The sequence below is a fragment of the Thermogemmatispora sp. genome, from assembly GCF_042408735.1.
In the GTDB taxonomy this organism is placed as follows: Bacteria; Chloroflexota; Ktedonobacteria; order Ktedonobacterales; family Ktedonobacteraceae; genus Thermogemmatispora.
In genome coordinates, this window is the sequence record NZ_JBHOQV010000208.1 from 55,021 (window position 1) to 80,602 (window position 25,582).

Here is a 25,582-nt window from a genome sequence, read left to right on the forward strand (position 1 = left end):
CTATGCCGGTAGGGATACGCAGACAGGCCCGAATGGTGGCGCTGCAGGCGCTCTATGAGTTCGATACGGTGCGGCACCCGCCCGTCGAGGTGGTGCGGCGCCATGCCCAGGAGCGCAATCTCCATCCCCGGGTGGTGGATTATGCCCTTGAGCTGGTTGAGGGCACCTGCGCCCACCTGGAGACGATCGATGCGCAGATTCAGAGCGCTGCACGCGAATGGCCACTTTCACAAATGGCTCGCATCGATAAAAATATCCTCAGACTTGCAATCTATGAGATTCTGTTTAATAATACGGTACCAGCAAAGGCCGCCATTAATGAGGCGGTCGAGCTAGCCAAGCTCTTTGGCAGCGACTCGTCGAGCCGCTTCGTCAATGGGGTCCTTGGTACAATATTTGCACGGGCACAGCAACAGCAGCCCACTCCAACAGCGGAAAGTGAGGTGACATCATAATGGCTTCTGGCTCTGGCTCCGGCTCCGGCTCTGTCGCCGAGCGCCTGAAGCGGATTATCGTCGAGCAGCTCGGCGTCGACGAGAGCGAGGTGGTCCCCAGTGCCTCTTTCGTCGATGATCTGAACGCGGATTCCCTGGATCTGGTGGAGCTGATCATGTCTCTGGAGGAGGAGTTCAAGCTCCAGATCTCGGATGAGGACGCCGAGAAGATCACGACGGTGGGCGAGGCCCAGGAATATATTGAGGAGCATCTGCGCTAGGCTCCTCCGAGCGGCGCCGATCGACCTGACCTGGCGATGCTGCGACGGCTTTGGCCCGCTCTCGGCTCCGGGCCTCTCCAGTCCCACAAGTGAGCCGGACGCCTCGCGGGTTTTGCCGCCCTCGAGAGCAGGTGCAACGGCAGCTATTGCTTGACAGCAATCACTCCCTCCTGCGCCCTTGAGGGCAAGAGGCGAGTGAAGGTGTCTCTGGGGCTTAGCCCCAGGAGTTGGAGTGATGGCACCTCCCACGGGCGTGTGGCCCCGTCCGCGCGCTCGCGTCGCTCGCCTGGAGTTTCTCCCGGCGAGAAACCGCTCTGTGGCGCGGCTGCACGGCTTCTCGCCAGCAGGAGCCGCGCGGTTTCCGCCGCGGCGGAGTGTCACTTGATCTTAATCCGACTCGGCCCTCCATGGGCGCGAGAGGCAAGCGGAAGACAGGAGGCGGCGCGATGGCCGCAGTGCAACGGTTCTATTTGTCGTCTCTTCCCTGCCCTCTCCGGGAGGGAGATGGGGAGGCTACCCCGCATCCTCTCATACCGTGCACGCGCTCGTCGCGTCGGTTGGTCTGCTGGCAGACAACCGGTCAAACCGCCTCTCTGCTTTTTTGCTCGCTGATGGGTCCGCTTGCAGAGAGGTGCGGTCAGGCGACGCTCAGCCTTGCCTTCTTCTTTTGCGACCAGATCAGATGGCCTACGTGGCTTGGGATGGGTGGGGCGGTGGTCAGCACTCGTTTCGTTTCTCCCCCCTCACCTTTCCCTCTGTCACATTTCCCTCTTCCCAGGCATCTCACTTAAAAGTGAGGGAGAGATCTCTCCCTTCGGCCGGTATCCCCGGCTCCGATCGCTGTCGAGCAACTGAGCTGAGCGAGCGAGTGAGCGAGTGTGTGTGCGGAAAGAAGCGAGGGAGCCAGCCCTTGCGGGATTGAAGTCGAAACAGAGATGATAAGGATGGTACCCGCGGCACAGGCCGTTGAGGCGTTGATCCAGCAGTACGGCAAGCTGGTCTTCCATACGATCTATGGCCTGACCGGCGATTGGGAGGAAAGCCAGGACCTCACTCAGGATACTTTTCAGCAGGCGCTGAAAAGTATCGAGGCCGCTCGCGCCTCCAGCGGCCCTCACTTCAATGCCCGTGCCTGGCTGCTGAAAATCGCTCTCAATACGGTCCGTATGCAGGAGCGCCGTAAGCGCCTCTTCCGCTTTGTGCCGTTTTCCTCCCTCGGCAGCCAGAGCCGACGCGACCAGGAGCCGGAGGGCGAACGCTTGAGCGAGAATCTCGCCGCCCAGGCGGTGCCCGTCCAGCCCCAGGGCTACGGGGCCAGGCCCGGCTCCGATCCCGGTGAGCTGATTGCCGAACGCGATGCCGTCCAGCGAACGTTACAGCGTCTGCCGGAGCCTTTGCGTGTCTGCCTGCTGCTTTCGGTGGTGGGCGATTTCTCTAGCGCAGAGATCGCCCAGATGCTGGAGGTGAGTGAGCCGGCGGTGCGCCAGCGCCTGGTACGCGCCCGCCGCCAGTTTCAGCAGCTCTACGCTCTGGAGCGTGGCGAGGGCCCGCGTGGCCGGCCCGATCTGGCACCTGCCAGCCAGAGTGGCTCGTCACCGGCAGCAGGGCCGGCCTCTTCCCCACCTGAAGGCTTGGAGAAAGCCGTATCGCCACAGCCCAGGCCCGAGCAGACCTTTCAAACAGGAGATGCCGCCAGACAGGAGAGGCCCGAGAGGCTGGCCTCCGCTCCTGCCTGGCCCAATGGGAGACGCTATGCAGCCTTTGGACTCTGTTGAGGTTCTGCTCTTGCGCCACTACGGTGAGCAAGCTCCCGCTCCACCCGATCTGGAGGCCCGCCTGCGCGCAGGTGTGGCCAGGGAGGCAGCTTCTCTAGAAAGTGGCCAACGTCTTGTTCGCCTGCTGGGAGAACAGCGCCTGAGCCGTCGCCGCGCTACCGCTCTGGTGGCCCTGGGAGCCGCCGGGGCTGGCGTGCTGAGCCTTGGCCTGGAGTGCTTGCAGTCTCTGCTGGCCCCCCGCCAGCGAGAACTGTCCTCCTCCTACCCCGCCTATTCGGGCTAGGTCAGGCCAGGCCAGGTCAGGTCAGGCCAGCGGTCTCCCTCCTCGATCGCCCAGCTCAGGGGAGAAGGAGAGAGAAGTCGCCAGGGCGAGGCCGCCGCTGGCGCGAACGGCAAGCATGAGATACAATAAGTAAGGTAATAAGAGGAAGAGGGTCGGCGCTTTCTGCATGGGCAGACCAGGGAAGGCGCCCAGTCTCGCTAAGGCAAGGCTAGACAAGAGAAGACAAGAAAAGAGAGGGTACAACTATGGTCCCCGGATTCCACGGCCTCGATCTGGTCATTATTCTGATCGTTGCCCTGCTGATCTTCGGCCCAAAGCGCTTGCCTGAAATGGGGTCGGCGATCGGCAAGAGCATCAAGGAGTTCCGCAAGGGGATGAGCGATCTCACCAGGGACAAGGAAGAACACGATCCGCTGGACGAGCCTTTCTCCCCTTCTTACGCCGCGCGCAATAATTTGAACCGTCTGAGCAGTGGCAGCAGCCTGCGGCAGGACCCCCTCTTTGAGCCAGCTCCCGACCTGGTGCGCGAGGTGCCGTCTCAGCCAACGCAGGGGCAGGCTTCTTCCGCAAGCGCCAGCAAGGCGGAGTCACCCAGCGGCGAGAGCGGGCAGAAAGCTGAATGAATGAGGCCCGGCACCGAGAGAAACCGGTGGGAAGAACAAGGGAGCAGCTATGCAGAGTAGATGCATTCTAGCGGCTCGGCCCGCTCTGTGCCGCCGGGAGTGAGCAGAGGGAGAGCATGGCTACAGGGAATTTACAACAACCTGACCTGATGCCCGACCTGGATGAGCCTTTCCGCCTCGATGAGCAAGAGGAAGATGGCGCCTCTATGACGCTCGTCGAGCATCTGGAAGAGCTGCGCTGGCGGATTTTTAAGTCGCTGATTGCGGTAGTCGTAGGGGCAATTCTGGCCTTTATCTTCCGCGAGCCGATTCTGCGCTTTCTGACTTTGCCTCTGCCAACGCTCACGGCTGGCCTGCGCCTCGGTCCACACGGCGAGCTGGCCGGGAAGGGTCTGATTACGATCGGCCTGGCTGAGGGCTTCACGGTCTTTCTTAAGGTCTCGATCGCCGTGGGCATCCTGCTGGCAATGCCGGTGATCCTTTACCAGGCCTGGGCCTTTATCGCGCCTGGCCTCTACCGCCACGAGAAACGGGCGGCATTGCCTTTCTTGATTATGGGCAGCCTGCTCTTCGTGGCCGGTATCGGCTTGGGCTTCCTGGTCCTGCAGTACCCGGTCCAATGGTTGATCGCTTTCTCCGCCGGCGATTTCGTGGAGCTGGTTTCAGCAGACAGCTACTTTACGTTTGTCGCCTTCTTCCTGCTGGCCTTCGGAATCGTTTTCGAGATCCCTCTGGTGTTGACTTTCCTGGCAAAGCTCGGCGTGGTGAACGTAGAAACGCTGAAACGTCGTCGCGCCGGAGCCCACGTCGGCCTGTGGATCGCATCGACCTTCTTAACGCCTGGGGCCGATTTCTATAGCCCGATTATCCTGGGGGTGACAATGTCCTGCCTCTATGAGCTAACCATTCTGTTGATCCGCTTTATGGTCCGCCCGGCCCGAGCGGAGGTCTGAGCCTCTCTCGTCGATTTCCCTGGGGATACAGAAATAGAGCGCCAGGATCGATAGCCCATAGCTGATAGCTGCCAGGACAAAGATGGTCGGATAGCCCTGCTGGACAATGATGATCCCTCCCAGGGGGGTGGAAAGCGAGTAGGCGATCCAGTAGGCGGCCTGATAGCTGCTGTTGGCCAGACCTCGCCACTGGGCGGGGATGACCTCCATCGAGAAAGCCTGGAGAACACCCATCGTCATATCCATCGCTCCCTGACGCAGCGGGTAGAGCAGGGCCGCCAGCCAAAGCGAATGGCTAAAGCCCAGGACGAGCATGAGGGGCAGGCTGAGCGCCTGCGTCAAGACAACGGCCCGTGCCTTGCCCAAACGGCTGGCCAGCCAGGGAGCGAGGAGGGTCGCACCGGCTGTAAGGGCGGTAGCCAGGCCGTCAATAAGGCCAAATTGCCAGGGATCAGCTCCCAGATGGCGAACAAAAAACAGGTTGAAGTAGGGGATAAAGAGTCCGGCCCCGAAGCCGATCAGCCCCTGCTCGAGAGTGAGCAGTACCAGGGCGCTGCCCAGCCAGGCGCGCCAGACCTTCCAATCGGGCCAACGCCGCCAGCGCGCTCCTACCTTCCGGCCCAGATCGCCCAGCCGGCCAGGCAGGGAGCGCCCAACAGCCTGGCTACTGGCAGCTCCAGGCTGAGGCCGCGGATCAGGATCGAGCAGAAAGAGGGGAACAAGGCTTGGGACAGCCAGCAGACCAGCCACGATGAGGGCAAGCTGGTAGGCACGCGCCTCCGGCTGAGGGGCCAGCAAATTTCCTAATGGCGGAGGCAGCGGCCCCATGAGCCAGCTCACCTGGCGAAACCAGCCCGGCAGTGCCCCCCCAAGTAGCCGTCCAGCGACCGAGGTCACCAGTGTCACAACCAGGTTTAGGCTGAAGAGGTGAGAGCGCTCCGCCGGCAGACTGTTCTGCGTCAGATAGGGAGCGTTCACGACGAGGAGGGCCGCGCTGACTATCCCCGCCAGGAAGGCCGTCACCAGCAAAGGCAGAGCCTGGCGAAAAAGGATCTGGCCAGCCCCCAGCAGGCCGATCAGCAGACTGGCCACGATCAGAACCGTCTTACCACCCAAACGGTCAACACAGAGACCAGCGGGAAAGATGGCTAGCCCCGCCCCTACCGTAGCCGCGAACTGGACGGCCCCAATAAAGTCAGCGCGATAGCCCAAGGCATCCAGATAGAGATTATAGAGCAAGAGCAGAATGCCAAGCGAGACGCCGCTGAGAGCGTTACTGATCAGATAGAGGCGAGCATTCCGCTGTAGCCGGAAGAACTGACGGACGTAGTCAACGAGGAGCGACATGACGCATCGATTGCACCGCCTGCTGAGCCGGCGCCCCAGCGCCGGCGGGCAGGTCGCCAGCCCCGTCGGCCCGGCCAGACTTGGCTCCCGAGGCCGGCGGCCAGCCATCCGCGCCGCTCCGAGCGGCAGTCCAGGGTTCGGTTGCCCCTGGCCCCTCGCCGGCCTCAGCGGCATGACGCAGGGCCTGAGCCTGCTCGCGCTCGCGCGCCTCACGCCGCACCAATCCAGGCAGGAAGAAAGCTTTGGCCATCTCTTTGACCATCACCGTGCGCGCGCGGAACTCGATGACCGCCTCAGCCACACGGTCGCTACCCTGCTCGAGGCGCCGATCAACTGCCCGTACTCGCTCCGGAAGGCTGACCACTCCCTGCACCAGAGGATGCTCCAACGCCCCCCCGGCTGGCTGGTCGGCAGCGCCGGCCTCCAGAGCCTGATTGAGCTGGTCGACTGCTGGGCGCAGACGCTTAATCAGCTCGCTCTTCTCGCGGACCCAGGCAAAAGCAAAGAACAAGCCAATGGAGAGGCCCAGCGCCAACAGGATAAAGACAAACAGCTCGATTGCCAGAACGATCGCCGCGATCTGCCCCCAGGTAGCCAGCGGATCGGCAGCGAGCGCGGCCAGAACAGGAACAGCCATCGTTACTCTCCTCCCACCTCATGAGCGCGGATGGCCCGCATCTGTTGGCGCCGCCGCTCCTCGCTCCGGCGGGCGCGTCCCTTGCCCAGAAAGATGCGCAGCACCTGCTGTCCCGCCAGGACTGTGGCCACGGCGCGAATGCCCGGCGCCAGAGCGAAATCACGTGCCAGTTGGGCCGCACTGCCAACAGTTGTCACCGTATGACCAGCGGTACGCGCCGTTTCCTTAACGACCCCCACCGTCTCTTGAACCGAGTTTAGCAAGGGACGCATCTCATTGCGCACCGTAGTAATGGCCCGCAGCAGAGCGAGAATAGTATAGATGAGAAGCGCAATGGCGATCAGCGTTGTTGCAGCCAGGATGATCAGAGCAATATAGAGCACTGCCAGCAAAACATGGAAGAGAGCAGCCAGGATAAAGCCTACAATGAGCAGCACCAACACCCCAACCCCGATCACCAGCAAATAGCGCTTTGCGCTTTGCATAAGAAAGAGACCTCCCGGCAAAGATTTAGAGAAGCCTGTACTACCTGATTATAACGCATGGCCTTAAACAGCGACCACCGGGACGGCAGCCGAGACCTGCGGCCTCGTCAGCGACAAGGCTCTCATTACGTGTACACGGCGCTGCCAGCGCTCAGGCGACAGCTCCGCCCTCGGCAGGCTATTTTCCCTTAGAAAGCTGAGCGTTAGCTGAGAAATTGCTGAATCTTTTATTGCTGACTTGCTCTTTCGTGCCGTATGCGTGTATTGTCAAAGCAAGGGATCATGGATGAGGTGGCACGGGTGGGGACCAGCTCGGGCCACCAGGCCCGTCTCTACAAGAAGGAGGGAACTTCCTATGCTTGCGTCTCTATCGACGGCAGCCGTCGCTGCCCTCACCTCGGACTCGCCACTCTTTACGATCAACGTTGGAGACTTTCATTGGACTGTGACTGTCGGAACGATCATCTACCTGGTGATCGCCGCCATTGCTGGTTTGCTGGCTGAGTTCATCGTCGGCTGGCGCCTGCCAGGGGGTATCATCGGAGCGGTAGTCGCCGGATTGATCGGGATCTGGCTCTTTACCCATGTCTTTCCCTTCACGATTAGCGGCGATCCAACAGTCTATGGCGTTCCCATTTTCAAAGCCCTGATTGGCGCCATTCTCCTGGTTTTCATCTGGCACCTGATCACCTTCGGCGCCTGGCGACACCGCCGCCCCTACTATCGCCGCGGTGACTAGCTCGCTCCCCAGCAGCCGCCTAACCTGCCTTGCCGGTGAGCCTGTTCCCCTCGCGGATCTGTCCGCCGTCCGCCAGACCAGGCCCCGGCAAGCTGCCGCGCCTTCCCGCGGGCAGCCCCCACTTGAGATAGCCCGACCTGGCTGCGCACCCCAACATTGCCAGCGAGCGCTTTCTCCCGTATACTACAGCAAGCCAGTCGAGTGAGGGAGGCGTTGCAGTGGTCTTTACAACTCGTGCCTTTGTGACTTTTTTTACGATTATCGACCCCGTCGGGCTAGCGCCGGTCTTCATCGCGCTGACGGCCCACCTTAACGAGGCCCAGCGCCGCGCAGTGATCACACGCGCCATCCTGATCAGCGCTGCCATTATTGCTCTTTTCGCTCTCGTAGGGCGCTTTCTTCTGGATAGATTGGGGATTACGCTCTACGCCTTCAATATGGCCGGAGGGGCCTTGCTCTTCCTGGTAGCCGTGGAGATGCTTTTCGGGCGCTCGCCGGGAACGCGCCGCACCGCTGCCGAAGAGGAAGAAGCGATGACGCGCGAAGACATCAGCGTCTTTCCTCTGGCCATTCCGATGATCGCTGGCCCGGGAACGATCGCCACCACCATTCTCTACGTCGATCAGGCGCTGCCCGATCCTTTCAGGCTCTTTTCTGTGGCGGCGGCCATCGCTACCTCGCTGCTGACGGCCTGGATCGTGATGCGCCACAGTTCCTGGATTATGGAGCACATCGGGCGGACCGGCATCCTTGTGCTCTCGCGCATCCTCGGTATTCTGCTGGCAGCTCTTGCTATCCAGTTCATTCTCAACGGCCTGCTGACCTTTATCCATACCAGCGGCCTGTTAAGATGAGGGCCTGGACGGAGCGGAGCGGTCACGGTGCCGGATCGCTCGCTGCCCGGAGATGCCTCTTATCTTCCCCACCTTAGCGCTGGAGCTGCTCTATTGCGCCGGGCGGAAGGGGACTTGACTGGGAGGGGAACCCCTGTTGTGCTTGCAGACTGGCTGGCAGGTCGCCTGTACGTCTGTCGGGCAGCTCCCAGCAGTAAGCATCCTGAGAAGCAGACCGGGAAAGGAGAGAGACGTCACCTTTTGTCGGTCCATACGTAGTATCCTTTGTCCACGGAGCGTATGGTATCATGTAGGATGTGGCGCTGGTGCCCAGGAAGCAGTGAAGGAAGCAGTCAGGCGCTCAGGATTTGGTGACCATTGCTTGCTGGCTTAGGCCCTGACCAGCGGAGGGAGTGGCTCAACAACGCGAGTCCTTGCCGTCGCGGCAGAGCGCCGCCGGCCCAAAGCAGGAGCATTGACGGTACAGTGCGGCACTACGCCTGAGTGGAGGAGACACATTTGGAAGCACAGACCGAGATTCAATCGTATCTGGAACGGGGCAAACAGGCCCTCGCAGAGGGACAACCCCGAGAGGCGGCCATCGCTTTTGCCCACGCTGCCCAGATTGACCCCCAGAATCCCAAGGTGCACCTGGGTCTGGCAGAAGCCAATCTGGGCCTGGGAGACTACCGGGTAGTGACCCTGGCCTGCCAGAAAGTTGAGGAGCTACAGCCAGAAGGCGGCCCAGAAAGCTTGCTGGCCCGAGCCTTGCTGGCGCTGCTGGAGAAGCGCTATGAGCAGGCTTTAGCCTATGTCGATCAGTACGTCGCTCAGGAGCCGGCCAACGCCTACGCTCACGCACTGCGCTCCTATCTCCTGCAAGCTCTGGGCCAGTACTATGATGCCGGACTGGCACGCTCACGCGCGGCTCGCCTTTCTTACGGGGGGCGCTTCGAGCGCGCCTTTCCTCCCCTGGAGGAGAGTTTCGGTTTCGGCTACCGCGGCGCTCCTACTCCAGCCGGCCCAGCCGCTGGCCCAAGTCAGCCGCACCAGACAGAGTCGGCTCCCTGGTCCCAGCGTGGTCAGCTCCAACGCCAGGTCACGCGCGGGCGCTTTATCCTGAGCCGTTACCCGCGCCTGGTCACAAATACCCTGATCTTCATCAACATCGCCGTTTTTCTGGTTGAGGTGATCCTGAGCCAGAGCCTGTTTATCGATAGCAATGTGCTCTACCAGATGGGAGGAGAGGTCAGCCAGATCGGGGACTACTGGCGCATCCTCACGGCGATGTTCCTGCACGCCAATATTCTGCATATCTTCTTAAATATGCTCTCGTTGTTCCTGATCGGGAGCGCTACCGAGCTGTTCTATGGCAAGCTGCGCTACCTGGTGATCTATCTGGCTTCCGGCATTGTGGGCGGCCTGGCGACCTACTTCCTGATGCCCGCGACGGTCCTCAGTGTGGGCGCCTCGGGAGCGATCTTCGGCGTCTTCGGGGCACTCGGCGCTTTCTATATCACGAACAGGCGGGCCTTAGGCCCCTTCGGCCAGGGGGCAATCATCAACTGGCTCTTCTGGCTGGGCCTGAATCTGGCCCTGGGCTTCGCTCCCGGCAGCAACATCGCCGTTTCCGATCACATCGGTGGCCTCATTACGGGCCTCATTCTTGGCTTGCTGCTCGGTCGTCCGTTGGAGCGGCGCATGCTCTAGCTCCGCTGCTCCAGCCCACAACACAGCCCCGCGTCCGCCACAGGCCTGGCTGGGCTGGCGATCTGGCCCAGTTGAAGGGAGGCTTTCTCCTGCCTCGTGCAGGCGAGTGGCAGCCAGAGAGACGCGCGCCAGGAGTCCTTGTGCTGCTTTCGCTGCCGGCCAGGCAGCGGGTCACCAGGACAAACAAAGGGTCCCAGCTCGCCCGCTGCCTGTTGGCCGACAGAGTAAACTAAATATAAGGAGCTGAGCCTGCAATCTCGCTGTGACCCGGCTGAGTCACATGATCCTATCCATGCCCTTTACCCCCCCGCTCAGCTCCCTTCTTCTTGGGTTGGGCGGAGCAGGCCGATCAGCTCGCCAGCCAGTCCAGCGCAGTGGCGCAGCGAGACCAGGGAGGCCCCTCCTCCTGTCCAGGCTAGGCTAGATGCGACCTGTGCCAACCACAGCGATGGCACGCACGTAGGTTCCCGCCTGGACCAGAGTGGCAATGGCCCCACTGTCGAGGTCGAGGGCGAAAACATTGCCATCGGCGTAGAAGGTTACGGTATGGCCATTGAGCCAGGTCCCCAGCTCGAGCAGGGCCGCTGTGGAGGTCGCCAGCAGCTCAGGCCTGGCGAGGCGCAGGTGGCCGTTGCCATCGCTGACCTGAACCTTGTAGAGGGCACTGTGCCGACCATAGGGTGGCTGGTCGTCACTGGAAAATTCCACATAGACCAGAGAGCGCTCGTCTGGGGTAAAGAGCGGTGTCGTCACCCAGTGATAATCGGCGATACTGCGCAGCGCCCGCTGAGCCGGCAGTACCACCTGGCCAGCCCCCAGCCCGGGCGGAGAGCCTCCCAGCGGCGCCAGACTGAGACTGTTGGCGTAGGAGAGAGCCGCGATGTCCGCCGGGACACTATTGTCGGTGGGATAGGGAACCTGGCCCTCGTTAGGCGAATAGAGAAGAAAGCGGCTGGAGGGCGAGAGGACGAGCGGCCCCTGCTGCGGATCTTCGTCGAGGATCTCCTGCGGCTGCGGCTGCTCCTGCTCCTGCTCTTGCCCAGTCGCGGCACTAATCGGCAGCACCCAGAGACCGTTCTGAATGGCTTCATGGCTCCCACGACTGTCTGTGAGCAGTAAGTAAGCAAGCACCTGCTTGCTGCTCGCCGGCAGGATGGCAAAGACCCGAAAACAGGGACAGTCGGCGGTCGACTGCTGATAGATGAGGTGGGTGCTGGCCAGCGGCCCGGCGTAAATCTTGATGGTGCCGCGCCCGTTGGAAGGCTCGCTGCTCCAGGCCAGCCAGTGCCCGTCATTGCTGAGGGCCATCGACGTAATGACTTCGCCCGCCTCAATGGTGGCGATTTGGGTGGCCTGGTCGCTGAAGATGTCCAGCAGCCAGAGACCATCACCGCTGTAGAGAAGCTGGCCGGAGGGTGTGAGCACGGGCCGCACTGCCTGATTGTAGATGTAGCCCGGAGCAGTCAGGACTTCTGGCTGCCCGCCCAAAGGGGCCAGGAAGAGGTTGCCCTGTTGACTGTTAGGGTTATGACTGTTTTTAGGGTTACTGGGAAGATTGGGATTGTAGGGTTGCTCGTAGAGCAAATAGTGACCTTCTGGTAGCTGCAGGGCAGCGCTGGATATGCTGTTATTGGGCCAGAAAATCGGCGGATTAGGCGTCGGAGTCGCCGAAGGATTGGGCGTCGGAGTCGGGGTAAACACGATTGGAGAAGCAACACGGGTTTCAAGGGCACGCACGGTTGCAGTCGCCGAGCGGGCAGCCGCTTGCTGAGCCTGGGGGGTCAGGCCATAGATGAGCAGGCCGTTGAAACAGGCCAGCAGCAGCCCGATCAGGCTCAACATGGCCAGCACGCCGATTTTCGACAGGTGCACATAGCGGCTCTGGGACCCGGGAGCAGAGCCGGCTGGAGCACGCGGTGGATCACTCACCTGATGAGCCAATGCTAGTCGTCGCCTCGCGTCATGGCTTCAATCTCTTTGCCGTCTGAGTATACACGAGAGAGGCCCAGGATGTGAAGCATTGGGCGAACTGGGCTGCGCGCATACTTGAGAGCTGCCACTGTTGCTGGCACCAGCGCCAGCAGCGCGTCTGGAGGCTCACGACGGGCGGTGCATCAAAAGGAGTGCCGGCCTGCTGCCAGGCCCGCTGATGGCTCTCGCCCTGAACACTTATCCCCCGCTTGCGAGCCTGCTCGTGGATAAAGAGGGCTGTCTTCTCAAAGACCTCCTCGCGGTCGTAGTCCTTGGTAATGAGATGGTAGGAGCGATGAAAGGTCACCAGGTATTTCTCAGGTGAGCTGATCTGATGGTAGATGGCCTGGCCATCGCGAGGAGGCACCACATGATCGTGGCGGGCCACCATGATGAGGGTTGGGGCTGTTACCGTCGGCAGGGCCTGCCGCAGGTGGGGCAGGAATTCCATCAAGTTCTCGATGGCCACCAGCACACGCCACTGGTAGCTCTGCTTGAAGCGCTGACGACTGTAGGCATAGCGGGCGGCCGGATCACGAATATCTTCCCAGGCCCAGCGGATACGGGGCATGACGCGGCGCGCCAGACGGATAAAGGGCAAGGTCCAGGAATAGAGATGGAGTGGCGCACACATGGCCACGACACCATCGACGGCCTCCTGAGCAGCCACATAGAGCACCAGGGCCCCGCCCAGGGAGTGACCTACCAGAAATACCGCCGAGCAGCGGCGCTTGAGGGCCTGCACTTCCGAGCGCACTGCCTCCACCCAGTCTCTCCAGCTCACCTCGACTAACTGGTTGGCCTCCTCTTCCCCATGCCCGGGCAGGAGCAGATTGACGACCTGCAGGCCCCGCGCTCTCAGATAGATTTCCAGCTCTTGCATGTCATAGCGGCTGCCATTGAGGCCGTGCACCAGCACGACACCCACCTCCGCTTTGGGCCGCGCTGGTTCCTCAGCCCTTCCTCCTCCTCCTACGGCTAAGTCAGCGCCGGTCGAAAACGGGAACGTCATCCAAGAGACCTCCTTACTAGTGCCTGAGCATGTTGCCTAACGTCCGCGGTGCCGAAGCGAACCGTAGCGCAGCACAGTGTGGAAAGAGCAGCCCCGGCCAGCGCCGCCCCAGGGGAGCACTCAACTTGAGCGGGCAGATGCGCGTCACAGGCTGGCCTGGAACCCGCCTCTCTTCTCTGCTCTCTGTTGTATGGTACCGCGCCAGGACCCCCGAGGTCAATGTTCACCGGCCAGTCAGTCAGCCAACCTATCAGCCGACCAGGCAGTGCAGTAAGCTGGCCAGAGCGGACCGCTCTGGTAGAGAGGGACTGGCCAAACCACCAGAGGAAGCGGTACCATGATGAACAATCCTCGGGCAGGCCGGGGAGACTAGACTACAGGAATAAGGAGCGCTGCCATGAGATTTGCAACGCGGGCGATTCACGCCGGTCAGGAACCTGATCCCTCGACCGGCGCCATCATGCCACCCATCTTTCAAACCTCTACTTACGCTCAGGAGGGACTGGGCGGACACAAAGGCTTCGAGTACTCGCGTACGGGCAATCCGACGCGCCAGGCCCTGGAGACCTGCCTGGCCGCTCTGGAGGAGGGAGACTACGGCCTGGCTTTTGCCTCGGGGATGGCCGCAGAGAGCGCCGTGCTGAGCTTGCTGAGCGCGGGCGATCACCTGATCGCCTGCGATGATCTCTACGGCGGTACCTATCGCTTTTTTGAGCGTATTTTACGCCGCTATCAGATTAGCTGCGACTACGTTCCCCTGGGCAGCGAGCCTGAGAGCTATGTCCAGCTCATTCGCCCGACAACGCGGCTCATCTGGCTGGAGAGTCCCACCAATCCTTTGCTGCGCCTCGTTGATATTGCGGCGATCGCCGCAGTGGCCCATGCTCACAATCTGCTGCTGGTTGTCGACAATACCTTCGCCACACCCTACCTGCAGCAACCGCTGAGGTTGGGGGCCGACATCGTGGTCCACAGCACCACCAAATACCTCAATGGACACAGCGATGTCATCGGCGGCGCCGTGATCACCAATAACGCAGAGGTCTATCAGCAGATCAAATTCTATCAGAACGCCGCCGGCGGCGTCCCTTCGCCGTTCGACTGTTGGCTGACCCTGCGAGGACTCAAGACGCTGGCCGTGCGCATGCAACAGCACCAGACCAATGCCTCACGCCTGGCCCAGTTTCTGGCCGGGCATCCGCGCGTCGAGCGCGTCTACTATCCCGGGCTGAAGGAACACCCCGACCACGCTCTGGCCGAGCGCCAGATGCGCGGTCCCGGAGGCATGGTCTCGTTCCAGCTCAGGGGAACACTCGCCGATATCGATCGCCTCGTGCGCCGCTTCCAGGTCTTTACTCTGGCCGAAAGCCTGGGAGGGATCGAGTCCCTCGTGTGCCATCCCGCCAGCATGACCCACGGCTCCATTCCCCGCGAGGTGCGCGAGGCCCGCGGCATCACCGACACGCTGCTTCGCCTCTCGGTCGGCATCGAAGACGGCGATGACCTGCTCGCCGACCTGGAGCAGGCCCTGGCCTGAAGGGTCCTGCAGCCAGGCGAAGCGGCCAGCAAGCTCAAGGAGAAGGCGGGTCAGACAGGCACTCGCTACGCCCCAGCTCTGCCTGGCCTCGCCTTTCCTGTCCCTGTTACTTTTTGGGGTCGGGAGCCTTCCGCTCGCCAAAAAGCGTTATCCTTAGTAAGGAAAATGATCTATTCCTATTTATCTCTTTACTTTGCGCCTTAAAAAGCAGGAGGCTGCTCTGGAATGAAACTTGCAGAGAGGAAAGCGCGGCGGCGCTTCTGGCAAAGCTCGCTTATACTCAGTCTCTTTCTTTTTCTTTTTATACTAAGTGCCTGCTCGGGGAATACGGCGCAGCAGCAGGCGGCAAATCAGGCCAAGGCCAGGCTCGATGCCCTGATCGCGCAGGCACGCAGCGCAGGTGTTCCCGAGAGCTTGCTAGATTCTGTTGAGAATCAAGAGGTCCAGCTAGCCAGCAGCCGGGCTCCTCTGAACCCTTTTAACGATCAGCTAGCGATCGAGTACTATCAAAATTTGACCCAACGTTATCAGCTACTGTGCACTCAGGTTGAAGGGCTGACCGCCCAGGTCACCGACGAATTTGACTATCAGGCCTGGCAAGATCTGCAAACTTACGCCAGCGTGCTTTCCGAACGCCAGGCTCAGGGTTTCAGCGAGGCTCAGCCATTTCAGAGCCGTCTGACAAAGCTGCAAGCCTCTTTCACTCATGCCAGGCTGCCCCGCGACTACCAGCAGATCAGCGCGCAGGCTCGCCAGGATACGCAAGCTCTGCGCCTGATGGAGACGGCAGCCAATCAATTGCAGGCTCTTGACCAGCTCATCGCCCAACTCCAGTCTTCACGCCTGGACACCACGGCCCTCAAGCAACTGCGCCAGGCCGATCAGCAGAGTTTTCAGGCCGCGCAGACTCCTACGGACTTCGAGGGACTGATCAACAGGGTCAACGCCCAGTTCACGCAAGCCGTGGTTCTTTCAACCCAGGCTATTCCCTATGTGGGGGCGGCCAAGCTGAAGCAGTTCAGCGACTATATCGCCCAGGCCCAGCAATATGGCCAGGACGTGGCCAGCTTCCAACAGCGCCTCTCTGCCGATCAGCAGGCCCTCGACCAGGCTCAGAGCATCGGGGACTATCTGCAGGTCTCTTCGCAGATCGATAACGATATCGCCTCCGTCCGGCTCGTGGTCTATCGCGGCAAGGCCAACTACTTGCTTCAGCAGTTCCACGATGAGGTCAAGAGCTGGGGAGCTGCCCACAAGTACCACGGCTACGAGCTGGACTTTGAATATATGGATCAAGGGATCGGCTCGGACGCCGACTATCTGGTACAGACCGCCCAGAGCATCGACGACTACCAGACAGCCATCGATTTTATCAACCGCAGCATGAGGCTGCTGCAAGCGATGGAGGCCGATTACAACGACCAGACAGCTTACAATCAACCTCATAACAGCGATTTGCAGCTGATGGCCCACTTCGGCTTGATGCAGGGCGAGGTGATGGTGGTTTCGCTGGTGGAACAGGTCCTGCGCCTCTATAACAATGGACAACTGGTGCGCGCCTTCTATGTCACTACGGGCCAGTATATGCGGCCCTCTCCACCGGGGATCTACCATATCTTCGATCGGGAATCGCCGACCGTCTTTAAGTCGAGCGAGCCGAAAGGGTCGGCCTTCTGGTATCCCGACACCAAGATCAACTACGCTATGGCCTATCGCAGCGATGGCTACTTTATTCACGATAGCTGGTGGCGCGCCGACTATGGTCCAGGCACGGAATTCCCGCACTACGATAGCGGTGGTGATGAGGAGTTTGCCGGCAACGGTAGCCACGGCTGCATCAATATGCCAACGGATGAGGCTGGCTGGCTCTATAACCATACGACTTACGGGACGCCGCTCATCATCTACTAGCCCCTGCGGCGCGACTCAGCATTGAGGGTCTGGCTGCCTGCAGAGAAGGGGGAGGGACCCTGCTTAGGGTCCCTCTTCCCCGCCGCTTGTCTGGTCTGCCGGGATGGCAGGCAGTCCCCGGCTCTATCCCCTCTGCTTGCTCTCTTTCTTTCTTCCGTCCAACTCGTGGCGGCAGAGGGAAGGATGACGGACAAGGCGCAAAGAGCGTTTGACAACCAGCGCCGGCTATGTTACAATCCTTGAGCACTCACCCAATCCGGCGCCCAATGCGCCGGTCTTATCTTGCTTGCACGAATCAGACAATCAAGTCAGCACCAGCCAGTTGATCCGTAGCGTAGACAGCAAGCAGCCGCCAGAGAGGCGCCGCCTGGTGAGGACGGAAGCAGGCCCAGTGCCATGCGGACCGGCCAGCTTGGAGCCGGTTTGACCGACGAGGCTCAACCTCCAGTAAGCAAGTCAGACAGCCAGAGCGTCGGCGCCTCGTTGGGGTGACTGCGCTGTAGGGCGCCACCCGCGCTGGATCCCACCGCCGAGGAGCACTCCTCAAGGAGAGCTAGAATAATAACGGGCGAGCTGCCAAGGCCAGCAGCGAGGCCCTCGTCGTGTGAGTGAAAGGCGCCAACGAGCAGCTGTCATGCGATTATCGCTAAGGAGCGGGGAGGTTCGATAAGCTTCTATGCCCAATACAAAGTCTGCCAAGAAACGCCTGCGCCAGGAACGCAAGCGGCGTCTGTACAACCGCAGCGTGAAGTCGTCGGTTAAGACGGCGATCAAAAAGGCTCGCCTGGCGATTGCTAATGGCCTTGATGCTGAGGCGGCGGTGCGCAATGCCATCAGTACGCTGGATCGCGCGGTGAAGAAAGGGGTGCTGCATCCCAACAATGCCGCGCGCCGTAAGTCGCGCTTGATGAAGCTCTTCAACAACGCGAAAGCTTCTAGCTCCCCTCAGCAGGCTCAGGTCGGTAGCTAGGTGAGGAGCCAGTTCCCCATCGGCACTGCCTGGGACGCAGAGGCGTAGGCAGGCCCGGAGCACGCAGAAGATGGGTTTTCTGGCTTTTCGCCGACCACGGTGGTTTTGACTACAACGGAGAGCAGCGCAAGGAGCCGGTTCGTCGGAAGCCGGCTTGTTGCTACCTGCGTCGGTTTCGTCTCAATCCGTCCATCCAGACGCTACCAGAATGAGAAATCACATCAGCCGGAGGGCGCTGCCCTGCTCCCTGGTGGCCGCGCGGAGCGCGGTGGCCCTCGCTGGGACTGCGCTGCGGGGAACCACAGGCGAGAAGGATGTCCAGCAAAGGGCTGTCCCTGGTCCAGCTCTGGTGGCGTAAGAGAGCGGAGTGGAGGTTTCTGGGAATATGGCCGAGAAACAGGAGATTCCAAAGCCCGCTGGGCGCGCACTGCTGGAAGCAGTGGAGCGCTCGCAGTTGCGTAAGGATCTGCCAGAGATCAAGTCTGGCGATACGGTCCGTTTGCTTGTGCGCGTCGGCGAGGGGAAGGACGAGCGCGTCCAGCCCTTCGAGGGCGTGGTGATTCGCTTGCATGGCGGCGGCGTCAGTCGGACGTTCACGGTGCGCCGCATCGCCGCACACGGGATCGGTGTGGAGCGCACGTTTCTGCTGCATTCGCCCCGCCTCGAGAAGATTGAAGTGCTCCGTCATGCGCGGGTGCGCCGTAAGCAGCTCTATTATCTGCGCGAGCGCTCCGGTAAGTCGGCCCGCCTGAAGGAGCTTCGCCCAATGCGCAAGGCCGAGATTGCGGCCAGGGAAGCGGCAGCGGCGGCGCGCGAGGCTCAGGCTCAGGAGCGCGGGGGCGAGGAGTAGTAAAGTCAAGCTCTCCCCCCTCGCGGGCTGCCTTCTCCAGCTTGTCTTGAGACGCTTCCTTGTTTCTCCTTTGCTCTCTCTTTTCGTCATCCGCTTGACCTGGTCTGGTGGGTGGACCAGGGCCTCCAGCTGAGCTGAGCTGAGCCGAGCCAGGCCAGCAGCTCTGACCGAACGGGAGCAGAGCGGTCGGTCGCCCTTTCGCCAGCCGATCAACGAGCCAGCTAGCGGCTGAGCCTCCCGTTCCGAGCATGTGGAGAAGAAAGGAGAAGCACAGGCCCGAGACCGCGGCGGCAGAGGAAGGAGATGGAGCCAACCTTAGAGGAAGAGCTGGCGCTGCTTGCTCAGGGGTATCGCTTTATCGCTGGACTTGACGAGGCTGGCCGTGGCTGCCTGGCAGGCCCAGTGGTAGCTGCCGCTGTGATTCTCCCTGTCGAGCGGCTGGCCCGGCAAAGACCCGCGGTACCTGAAGCCACCGGACCCGATCAGGATCCTTCCGCACTGCTCCTGCTGACAAAGGTACGCGATTCGAAACAGATGACTCCCGTCCAGCGCGAGCGGATGTATGGCGTGATTCAACAGCAAGCGCTGGCTGTGGGGGTAGGCATCGCTCCGGTGGAACTGATCGACGAGCGCAATATTTTGGAAGCTACCCGCTGGGCTATGCGCGAAGCCCTGGCGCAGTTGCAGGTGCGGCCCGAGGCCCTGCTGCTGGATGCTCTGACCTTGCCTGGCGTGGCCTTGCCGCAGCGACCTTTGATCAAAGGCGATGCGCGCTGTCTCTCTATCGCCGCTGCCTCGGTGATCGCCAAGGTAACGCGCGACCACCTGATGGAGCGCCTCCACGAGGAGTTTCCGGTCTATGGCTTCGACCGCCATAAGGGCTATGGGACGGAGGCCCACCTCGCCGCTCTGCGTCGCTACGGGGTTAGTCCACACCATCGTCGCAGCTTTGCTCCGGTGCGCGAGCTGGTTGCCGGCCTGTTCAGTGCTCTGCCCGAGGTCGCAGAGGCTCCCGCCGTGGCGCCATCGCCAGCGTTCGTGGAGCACAAGGAAGATACCCAGTCCTAAAGTGGAGGACGGCCTGCTTGCTTCCTTCGTCATCTCTTCGATGGTCACGGGCTGTCCCTTTTTCTTGCTGGTCCGGCCTGATCTGCCCTGGTCTTGTCGCTTCCTTCGGCGGCCCTGCGACCTGCTCGCCTGGACCGTTGTTGGTCTGCTCCGATCACCAATCCAGTTTCGTTAGCCTTCGTCTGCTGAGGAAGTACCATGCCCGATTACGTCTGGGGCCGCAATCCGGTCTTGGAAACGCTGCGCTCGCCACGCCGGGTGAGACGCCTGCTCCTGGCTGAGGGGCTGCGCGAGGCACCAGCTCTACGGGCCATTGTCGAGGAGGCTCAGCGACGTTCGATCCCGATCGAGACGTTGCCCCGCACGCGCCTCGACCAGTTAAGCAACGGCGCTGTCCACCAGGGCTGCATTGCGGTGGTCGAATCGCGGCGCTATGTCAGCCTCGATGAGATTCTGGCCTGCGCCGCAGAGCGCCGCGAAGATCCTTTCTTGCTGATCCTGGACGCGCTGCAGGACGTTACTAATCTGGGTTCCTTGCTGCGCACTGCCGAGGCCGCCGGCGTCCACGGGGTTGTTATTCCAGAGCATCGCGCCGCCGAAATCACGCCTGCCGTGGTCAAGACATCCGCCGGAGCCACCGAGCATCTGCTGATCGCTCGCGAGACCAACCTGACGCGCTGCATCGAGTTCCTGAAGCAGCAAAATGTCTGGGTGATCGGCCTGGACGCCACAGCCCAAAAGCGCTATACCGAGGTCGATCTGACGGGACCGCTGGCCCTGGTGGTGGGCAGCGAGGCGAAAGGCTTGCGCCGCCTGGTACGTGAACACTGCGATCTGCTTGTCAGCATCCCCATGCGCGGGCGCATTGAATCGCTAAACGCGGCTGTCGCTGGAAGTATCGTGCTCTACGAAGCCTTGCGCCAGCAGGAGCGGCGCAGACAGGTCTCATCATGAATGTCGGGCAAGAAGCGAGTCGGCTGGCGGTGGAAGAGCGCCAGACGCGCGCCAGGAGCGTTTTTCTCCCCTGGGCACACTCTGGAGGAAGAAGGTGGTTGCGGTTCCTGTAGGGGCAGAGGCCGAGAGTGGGCCTCGCACGAGGCCAGAGAGCCTGAGCCTGAAGAGCCTCCCTGATGCAGCCGCACGTACCCGCCGGCCCTTGGGACAGGAGAGAAGATGAGGCGGGCGCCCCGTAGCACACGCATCAGGTCAGACGCAGAGCAGGTGCGGCCAGGCAGACGCTGGTTGTGGCGCTGTTGGCTGCTCGGCGGGCTGTTGCTGCTCTTGCTGGGAGCCGATGCCTGCTGCTATCAGGTTGCTTTGCCCGTAGAGGTGGTGAGCCAAAAAGGAACAACTACCCTCTTCGTGGGCAGCCAGCGCCTTACACTGGGCCAGCTCAGCCCCGTGATCCAGCTCCGTTTTCCAGCTCAGGATCCGGCTCTCCATGAGTACCAGATCGACGGTAGCGATAGTACCAACAACTTTACGCTCGACCCCTCCTATATGCATAGCATCTCTTCCTGGTGGTACTACCGCTTTCAGAGCTGGATGCGCGATCTGGACGGCAGCAGCCGCTGGCGCAATCTGCAGATCTGGAGCAACGATCGCCTGATCCGGAGCATAGCCTGGCCCACTCCCGCAACCACTGTGAGCTTGCCTGCGAGCACGTACCTGCGCCTGCACCTCGAGCTGCAGCGACCAGAAACGCCTCGCTCGCTGCTCCTGTTGACTGCCGCCGGTGGCCTCCTGCAGATCACGCTGGATCGTAACGACCGCAGCCTCGAGCTGACCTGGCTTACCCCCGAGCTGCACTCTCAACGGGAAACGGGGATAGGGCAGCCTGCGAGCACTACCTTTTTCCCGCTCGACGCCGCTCCCTTCGGGGCCGAGGTCATTGATACTCTGGTGCGCTCCCTGCTCTGGGCAACCAGCCTGCTCCTCCTGATGCTGCTGCTCACAGGGACACTGACCAGCCTCTGTCTCTTCACACGCCAGAGGCTGACCCTGGCCGGTCTGGCTCTCAGGTGCCAGACCGGCGCTGGCCCCAGCGACTCCGCGAGGGTTTTGGGACGGTGGCAGCCCCGGCGCAGCGGAGAAAGAAACCCAAGAGGCGGTCGGCGGCTGCCTGGGTTCCTTGCAGACTGGTGGCAGGCTTTGACGACGGCACTGCACCCCTTGGCGCTGCTAGCATTGATGGCATCTTTAGGCTACACGCTCTGGATCGCGCGGGTCGAATATCATGGCCAGCCCCATATTTACGATGCGGCAGCCTATGTTTTTGCCGCCAAAATGTACGCTCAAGGACGGCTGGCCGTGCCTCTTCCTCCAACGCCCGATCTCTTTCCCGGCCCCTTCATGGTTCAGTTTGATGGTCGCTGGTTCGCTCAGTATCCACCCGGCACGGCGCTCACGCTGGTGCCCGGCTTCTGGCTGGGCCTCCCCTACGCCGTCGAGCCGGTGCTGGGAACGCTGGCCCTGCTGGGGATCGGTCTGATAGCTGCCCGCCTCTACGACCGCACCGTTGCCACGCTGGCCGTTCTCCTGGGAGTACTCTCGCCATTCTACAGTTACCTGGCGGCCTCCTACCTCAGCCACACCGTCACGCTCTTCTATCTTGTCTGGGGGTTCTGGTCGCTGCTCCGCTTCCAGCAGGATGGCAAGCTGTGGGGAATGCCCCTGGCGGCCCTCTGCTTCGGCCTGGCCTACCTGACACGCGAGCAGGTGGCGCTGCTCTACATCGTCATGCTTAGCGGCGCTGTCCTGTTGGCAAGCTGGCGCCGCCAGCATCGCTGGCCAACGCCCTGGCTGCGAGCACTGGTGGTCGCGGGCCTGATTCTTTCGCTGTTCATGATTCTGGATCTCTTATTTAATCTGGCCCTGACGGGGCACCCCCTAACCTCGCCACGCGAGCTTTTCTTTGCCGGCGATCGCTGGGGCTTCGGCCAGGGCATCGGCTTCTACGGCGCTCACACTCTGGCCGCCGGTCTGGTCAACCTCGACGAGCTGCTGACTATCCTGGCCATCGATCTCTTCGGCTGGCCCTTCTATCTGACGCTGGCTCTGCCGCTGCTGCCCTTTGTCAGCGGCCAGAGCCGCGCCACGGACTGGCTCTTGCTGGCCGGAACGGCAGCCATCGCGCTGGCCTTCGTTGGCTACTTTTACCACGGCATCTACCTGGGACCGCGCTATCTCTACGAGACGCTGCTGTTCCTGCTCCCGCTCAGCGCCCGCGGCCTGGTGACGCTGGCCCGAAGCGAGCGGGCCGCCGCGGAGTCCGTTCGCTCGGCGCTGAAGCCCTGGTTGGCCGCCAGAAGGGGCGGGCAGGAGTCAGAGAGTTCAGCCAGGAGCGCGCCGACCGTCAGATGGTCCCTGGTCCTCTCAGCAGCAGGGCGTTATCCGCTGACCATCCTGCTCTTCCTGGGCCTGCTAGCCTGCAACCTCCTGTACTACACGCCGCGCCAGATCAGCCTCTATCATGACTATAGCGGGCTGCCAGCCGGAACGCAGATCGATCTGCAGGCCATTTACCAACCGCCGCTCCATCATGCCATCGTTGTCACTGGCGACCAGGCCCTTTACGATTACGTCCTTTTCTCCCTCAACGAACCTATCCTGGAGCAAGGGGACATCATCTATGCTGAAGCCAGCGAGCCGGAGCAGTTTGCCCGCCTGCGCCGCGCTTTTCCCGGACGCCCCCTTTATCTCCTGGAGATCGGCCCTGACGGCAAGACTACCTACCAGCCTCTGCCCTGAGCTGAGCCTGGCTAGAGCGACAGGCGCTGAAAGATGCGCTCGGGAATCAGGCGGATTACCAGCATCACCAGGCGCCAGTAGCCGGGCAAATAGACCACCGGACGGCCCTGCAACATGGCGCGATAGACGCCGCGTCCGACGCGGCGCGCGCTAGAGAAGAGCAAGCCCTTGCGCAAATGAGCGGTCATCGGCGTATCGACCAGGCCCGGCTTGATGGTCACTACGGCCACGCCGTGCCTGGCCAGGCGCGCCCGCAAGCCCTGGAGAAAGAGCGAGACCGCCCCCTTGGCGGACCCATAGACATAGTTGCTCGGACGCCCGCGATCGCCGGCCACCGAGGAGAGCACCGCCAGGCAGCCCCGCCCGCGTTGCTCAAAATAGTTGGCCGCCAGAGTGAGCAGGGCGATCACGCTGAGGGCATTGGTCTGGAACTCACGCAGCGTCTCCTCAACGCTCAGCTCACACTTGCGCTGATCGCCGAGAGTGCCATGAGCGATCAGCATTCCATCCAGCCAGCCGAAGGCCGCCACCGCGGCGTCGAGCATCTCCTGATGGCGCGCCACCTCGTTGACATCCAGAAGGAAGGTTTCAACGCGCCTGGCCCCACGCACCTGCAGATCGGCGGCAATCGTCGTCAGCTTTTCCGGGTTGCGCCCAACCAGGAATAGCTCGGCCCCCTGGGCCGCCATGCACTTCGCCGCCTCGTAGGCGATGGCCGAGGTCGCGCCTACAATCACAACTTTCTGCAACACCATACTCAAACCTCTACCGTGGCAGACTGCTCCCGCGAAGGAACCAGGGCCATACGTCGCCAGAAACTGGACGAGAACTTCGGATCGACATAGCGCATAAATTCCTGCCAGCGCGGGAAGAAGCGCTTGAAGTCCTCACCGTGCATACGGGCATCCTTGGCCGGATAGAGCGCCCCCCCGCTCTCGCGCACCAGGGCGTCCAGCTCGTCAAAGAGGCGCAGCGTCTTCGGCCCTTGATTGGCGAAATCCAGCGCCAGGGTCAGCCCCGGACGCGGGAAGGAGAGCCAACCAGGCGAGCGTACATCGCCGAACTTCTTGAGAACCGCCAGGAACGAGCCTTGACCCGAGCGACTGATGCGCTGCAGAATCTCCTTCATCACATCGTAGCCCTGATCGTAGGGCACCACGCACTGATACTGGAAGAAGCCGCGCCTACCATACATACGGTTCCAGTTATGGATAGAATCTAGAGGATAGAAGAAAGGCTCATAGGGTACTACTTTAAAGACACGTTTCTGGAGCTGTGAATGATCGTAGAGCGTATTGAAGGCTTTCAGCGTCAGGGTATTCAGGGTAAAGGAGGGCAGATCGATCGGGACCGCCAGGGGCAGCTTGCGCGGCAGCGACTTCTGCCCATACTCGGGCGACTGATTGTGGTTGCCCCGCATAAAGATGCCGCGTCCGAGCTTATTGCCGCTCGCCAGGCAATCGACCCAGGCCACCGTGTACTCATACTGTTCGTCGGATTCGGCGCACAGTTCCATAAATTCATCGAGCGAATCGTAGCGGATGCGCTCCATATCGATATAGGGATTATGGATGCGCTTCAAGCGGAACTCGGCCCAGAGGATCAAGCCCGTCAGGCCGAGGCCTCCGATGGTGGCCTCGAACAACTCGCGATTCTCAGTTGGCGAGCAGATCAGGTGCTCGCCAGTGGAGCGCAGCAGCTCGAAGCGTGTGACGTGGCAGCCAAAGGTTCCCGCCCTATGATGATTCTTGCCGTGAATATCGTTGGCAATAGCGCCACCGACCGAGACAAACTTGGTGCCTGGTGAGACGGGCAGGAACCAGCCCCGAGGCACGATCAGTTCCAGAATCTCGGCCAGCGAGACCCCAGCCTCGCAGCGCAGCACACCCTGTTCCTCATCAAAAGCCAGAAAACGCCGCAGGTGGCTGACGGCCAGCACCGTCCCGTTCTCGTTCAGGCAGCTATCGCCGTAGCTGCGACCATAGCCGTAGGCCAGCAATGGCCCAGGCAGAGCCTGCAGATCGGGCAGTTGATCGCGCCAGTAGATCGGTACGACGCGCGCCGGCTTGACGCGCGGATAGCGTCCCCATGATTGTGGTATCGCTTGCGTGGAAAGCATCGCTTCTTTCTTCCCCCACGTGGCGAAGTGAAAACGTCCACCTGTAGAACGGACAACTCTCCAAGAGAGCCACGCGCTGGCTGGTCGGCAAGCTGGCGAGTCAGCGGTAAGAGAAGGCGACCCCTCTCTCGCTGAGGAGAGAAACACTGCGAGTGAACCGCCGCGAGCCTTCCAGCCAACCAGGGCCATTGTACGTCATTATGCGCCGCATTGCACGTCTCTGCCCCTTTCTGGCCCCTGGCCCTCGTTTGCTCCGGTGGCGAGATGCTACAATGCATTCCAGTCCAGACCTGC

General features: G+C 61.6%; 23 protein-coding genes. 16 read left to right on the forward strand and 7 right to left on the reverse strand.

Translation table 11 applies throughout. The annotated features are described in order from the left end of the window. The first annotated feature begins 2 nt into the window (after positions 1-2). The 6 genes from nusB to tatC all read left to right on the forward strand — a co-directional run bounded on the left by nusB (position 3) and on the right by tatC (position 4,349). Positions 3-455 carry a transcription antitermination factor NusB gene (gene nusB, locus ACFMO7_RS22070; RefSeq protein ID WP_112431198.1) on the forward strand — a complete coding sequence of 151 codons (453 nt, stop codon included), beginning with the start codon at positions 3-5 and terminating at the stop codon, positions 453-455. Next, a complete protein-coding gene (gene acpP / locus ACFMO7_RS22075) occupies positions 455-715 on the forward strand; it encodes an acyl carrier protein (protein ID WP_376797643.1) in 261 nt (86 codons plus the stop codon). The genes nusB and acpP overlap by 1 nt, the downstream gene beginning before the upstream one ends. Before the next feature lie 944 nt (positions 716-1,659). Further along, positions 1,660-2,490: an RNA polymerase sigma factor gene (locus tag ACFMO7_RS22080; RefSeq protein ID WP_376797644.1), complete on the forward strand. Its 831-nt coding sequence runs from the start codon at positions 1,660-1,662 to the stop codon at positions 2,488-2,490. Next, positions 2,468-2,773 carry a hypothetical protein gene (locus tag ACFMO7_RS22085; protein ID WP_376797645.1) on the forward strand — a complete coding sequence of 102 codons (306 nt, stop codon included), beginning with the start codon at positions 2,468-2,470 and terminating at the stop codon, positions 2,771-2,773. The genes ACFMO7_RS22080 and ACFMO7_RS22085 overlap by 23 nt, the downstream gene beginning before the upstream one ends. A 245-nt stretch (positions 2,774-3,018) precedes the next feature. Continuing rightward, positions 3,019-3,396 carry a twin-arginine translocase TatA/TatE family subunit gene (locus ACFMO7_RS22090; RefSeq protein WP_376797646.1) on the forward strand — a complete coding sequence of 126 codons (378 nt, stop codon included), beginning with the start codon at positions 3,019-3,021 and terminating at the stop codon, positions 3,394-3,396. A 116-nt stretch (positions 3,397-3,512) separates the two neighbouring features. Continuing rightward, on the forward strand, positions 3,513-4,349 hold the full coding sequence (tatC, locus tag ACFMO7_RS22095) for a twin-arginine translocase subunit TatC (RefSeq protein ID WP_376797647.1): 837 nt from the start codon (positions 3,513-3,515) through the stop codon (positions 4,347-4,349). On the opposite strand, the gene ACFMO7_RS22100 is transcribed toward tatC, so the two are convergent. The 3 genes from ACFMO7_RS22100 to ACFMO7_RS22110 are packed head-to-tail and all read right to left on the reverse strand — an operon-like array spanning position 4,296 to position 6,818. Then, positions 4,296-5,696 (reverse strand): MFS transporter, encoded by a 1,401-nt coding sequence (locus ACFMO7_RS22100; protein WP_376797648.1) that lies wholly within the window; start codon positions 5,694-5,696, stop codon positions 4,296-4,298. The genes tatC and ACFMO7_RS22100 overlap by 54 nt on opposite strands. Further along, positions 5,680-6,333, reverse strand: coding sequence for a hypothetical protein (locus ACFMO7_RS22105; RefSeq protein WP_376797649.1), 654 nt, complete (start codon positions 6,331-6,333; stop codon positions 5,680-5,682). The genes ACFMO7_RS22100 and ACFMO7_RS22105 overlap by 17 nt, the downstream gene beginning before the upstream one ends. A gap of 2 nt (positions 6,334-6,335) precedes the next feature. Then, entirely contained in the window at positions 6,336-6,818 is a 483-nt protein-coding gene (locus ACFMO7_RS22110; RefSeq protein WP_376797650.1) for a hypothetical protein, read from the reverse strand. A gap of 355 nt (positions 6,819-7,173) precedes the next feature. On the opposite strand from ACFMO7_RS22110, the gene ACFMO7_RS22115 reads away from it, so the two are divergent. The 3 genes from ACFMO7_RS22115 to ACFMO7_RS22125 all read left to right on the forward strand — a co-directional run bounded on the left by ACFMO7_RS22115 (position 7,174) and on the right by ACFMO7_RS22125 (position 10,100). Then, entirely contained in the window at positions 7,174-7,557 is a 384-nt protein-coding gene (locus ACFMO7_RS22115) for a GlsB/YeaQ/YmgE family stress response membrane protein (RefSeq protein WP_376797651.1), read from the forward strand. Positions 7,558-7,775: 218 nt separating this feature from the next. Beyond that, entirely contained in the window at positions 7,776-8,411 is a 636-nt protein-coding gene (locus ACFMO7_RS22120; protein WP_376797652.1) for a MarC family protein, read from the forward strand. A 498-nt stretch (positions 8,412-8,909) separates the two neighbouring features. Continuing rightward, positions 8,910-10,100, forward strand: coding sequence for a rhomboid family intramembrane serine protease (locus tag ACFMO7_RS22125; RefSeq protein WP_376797653.1), 1,191 nt, complete (start codon positions 8,910-8,912; stop codon positions 10,098-10,100). A gap of 420 nt (positions 10,101-10,520) precedes the next feature. Here the strand turns inward: ACFMO7_RS22125 and ACFMO7_RS22130 are convergent, their stop codons facing one another. Next, complete coding sequence (locus ACFMO7_RS22130) at positions 10,521-12,041, reverse strand: hypothetical protein (RefSeq protein WP_376797654.1); 1,521 nt, start codon at positions 12,039-12,041, stop codon at positions 10,521-10,523. 19 nt (positions 12,042-12,060) lie between these two features. Continuing rightward, on the reverse strand, positions 12,061-13,083 hold the full coding sequence (locus ACFMO7_RS22135; protein WP_376797655.1) for an alpha/beta hydrolase: 1,023 nt from the start codon (positions 13,081-13,083) through the stop codon (positions 12,061-12,063). 397 nt (positions 13,084-13,480) lie between these two features. Here ACFMO7_RS22135 and ACFMO7_RS22140 point away from each other — a divergent pair, with 397 nt between their 5' ends. The 7 genes from ACFMO7_RS22140 to ACFMO7_RS22170 all read left to right on the forward strand — a co-directional run bounded on the left by ACFMO7_RS22140 (position 13,481) and on the right by ACFMO7_RS22170 (position 23,169). Continuing rightward, entirely contained in the window at positions 13,481-14,620 is a 1,140-nt protein-coding gene (locus ACFMO7_RS22140) for a cystathionine gamma-synthase (protein WP_376797656.1), read from the forward strand. Between the two features lie 225 nt (positions 14,621-14,845). Then, entirely contained in the window at positions 14,846-16,531 is a 1,686-nt protein-coding gene (locus tag ACFMO7_RS22145; RefSeq protein ID WP_376797657.1) for a L,D-transpeptidase family protein, read from the forward strand. A 676-nt stretch (positions 16,532-17,207) separates the two neighbouring features. Beyond that, a complete protein-coding gene (gene rpsT, locus ACFMO7_RS22150) occupies positions 17,208-17,501 on the forward strand; it encodes a 30S ribosomal protein S20 (RefSeq protein WP_376797658.1) in 294 nt (97 codons plus the stop codon). Between the two features lie 385 nt (positions 17,502-17,886). Then, the gene (gene rplS / locus ACFMO7_RS22155) at positions 17,887-18,351 is read left to right on the forward strand and encodes a 50S ribosomal protein L19 (protein WP_376797659.1); all 465 of its coding nucleotides are present in this window, start codon (positions 17,887-17,889) and stop codon (positions 18,349-18,351) included. Between the two features lie 228 nt (positions 18,352-18,579). Beyond that, positions 18,580-19,419 (forward strand): ribonuclease HII, encoded by an 840-nt coding sequence (locus ACFMO7_RS22160; protein WP_376797678.1) that lies wholly within the window; start codon positions 18,580-18,582, stop codon positions 19,417-19,419. Positions 19,420-19,617: 198 nt separating this feature from the next. Continuing rightward, positions 19,618-20,373, forward strand: a complete 756-nt coding sequence (gene rlmB, locus ACFMO7_RS22165) for a 23S rRNA (guanosine(2251)-2'-O)-methyltransferase RlmB (RefSeq protein WP_376797660.1) — start codon at positions 19,618-19,620, stop codon at positions 20,371-20,373. 219 nt (positions 20,374-20,592) lie between these two features. Beyond that, on the forward strand, positions 20,593-23,169 hold the full coding sequence (locus ACFMO7_RS22170; RefSeq protein ID WP_376797661.1) for an ArnT family glycosyltransferase: 2,577 nt from the start codon (positions 20,593-20,595) through the stop codon (positions 23,167-23,169). A gap of 11 nt (positions 23,170-23,180) precedes the next feature. Here ACFMO7_RS22170 and ACFMO7_RS22175 read toward each other — a convergent pair whose 3' ends face one another. Both ACFMO7_RS22175 and ACFMO7_RS22180 read right to left on the reverse strand, forming a co-directional pair. After that, positions 23,181-23,918 (reverse strand): SDR family oxidoreductase, encoded by a 738-nt coding sequence (locus tag ACFMO7_RS22175; RefSeq protein ID WP_376797679.1) that lies wholly within the window; start codon positions 23,916-23,918, stop codon positions 23,181-23,183. 8 nt (positions 23,919-23,926) lie between these two features. Continuing rightward, complete coding sequence (locus ACFMO7_RS22180) at positions 23,927-25,288, reverse strand: FAD-dependent oxidoreductase (RefSeq protein WP_376797662.1); 1,362 nt, start codon at positions 25,286-25,288, stop codon at positions 23,927-23,929. Positions 25,289-25,582 lie beyond the last annotated feature (294 nt).

Bases quoted from the DNA above. Each gene is read 5' to 3' on its own strand.
- nusB (WP_112431198.1), top strand. From the start codon at position 3: ATGCCGGTAGGGATACGCAGACAGGCCCGAATGGTGGCGCTGCAGGCG.
- acpP (WP_376797643.1), top strand. From the start codon at position 455: ATGGCTTCTGGCTCTGGCTCCGGCTCCGGCTCTGTCGCCGAGCGCCTG.
- ACFMO7_RS22080 (WP_376797644.1), top strand. From the start codon at position 1,660: ATGGTACCCGCGGCACAGGCCGTTGAGGCGTTGATCCAGCAGTACGGC.
- ACFMO7_RS22085 (WP_376797645.1), top strand. From the start codon at position 2,468: ATGCAGCCTTTGGACTCTGTTGAGGTTCTGCTCTTGCGCCACTACGGT.
- ACFMO7_RS22090 (WP_376797646.1), top strand. From the start codon at position 3,019: ATGGTCCCCGGATTCCACGGCCTCGATCTGGTCATTATTCTGATCGTT.
- tatC (WP_376797647.1), top strand. From the start codon at position 3,513: ATGGCTACAGGGAATTTACAACAACCTGACCTGATGCCCGACCTGGAT.
- ACFMO7_RS22100 (WP_376797648.1), bottom strand. From the start codon at position 5,696: ATGTCGCTCCTCGTTGACTACGTCCGTCAGTTCTTCCGGCTACAGCGG.
- ACFMO7_RS22105 (WP_376797649.1), bottom strand. From the start codon at position 6,333: ATGGCTGTTCCTGTTCTGGCCGCGCTCGCTGCCGATCCGCTGGCTACC.
- ACFMO7_RS22110 (WP_376797650.1), bottom strand. From the start codon at position 6,818: ATGCAAAGCGCAAAGCGCTATTTGCTGGTGATCGGGGTTGGGGTGTTG.
- ACFMO7_RS22115 (WP_376797651.1), top strand. From the start codon at position 7,174: ATGCTTGCGTCTCTATCGACGGCAGCCGTCGCTGCCCTCACCTCGGAC.
- ACFMO7_RS22135 (WP_376797655.1), bottom strand. From the start codon at position 13,083: ATGACGTTCCCGTTTTCGACCGGCGCTGACTTAGCCGTAGGAGGAGGA.
- ACFMO7_RS22140 (WP_376797656.1), top strand. From the start codon at position 13,481: ATGAGATTTGCAACGCGGGCGATTCACGCCGGTCAGGAACCTGATCCC.
- ACFMO7_RS22145 (WP_376797657.1), top strand. From the start codon at position 14,846: ATGAAACTTGCAGAGAGGAAAGCGCGGCGGCGCTTCTGGCAAAGCTCG.
- rpsT (WP_376797658.1), top strand. From the start codon at position 17,208: ATGCCCAATACAAAGTCTGCCAAGAAACGCCTGCGCCAGGAACGCAAG.
- rplS (WP_376797659.1), top strand. From the start codon at position 17,887: ATGGCCGAGAAACAGGAGATTCCAAAGCCCGCTGGGCGCGCACTGCTG.
- rlmB (WP_376797660.1), top strand. From the start codon at position 19,618: ATGCCCGATTACGTCTGGGGCCGCAATCCGGTCTTGGAAACGCTGCGC.
- ACFMO7_RS22170 (WP_376797661.1), top strand. From the start codon at position 20,593: ATGAGGCGGGCGCCCCGTAGCACACGCATCAGGTCAGACGCAGAGCAG.
- ACFMO7_RS22180 (WP_376797662.1), bottom strand. From the start codon at position 25,288: ATGCTTTCCACGCAAGCGATACCACAATCATGGGGACGCTATCCGCGC.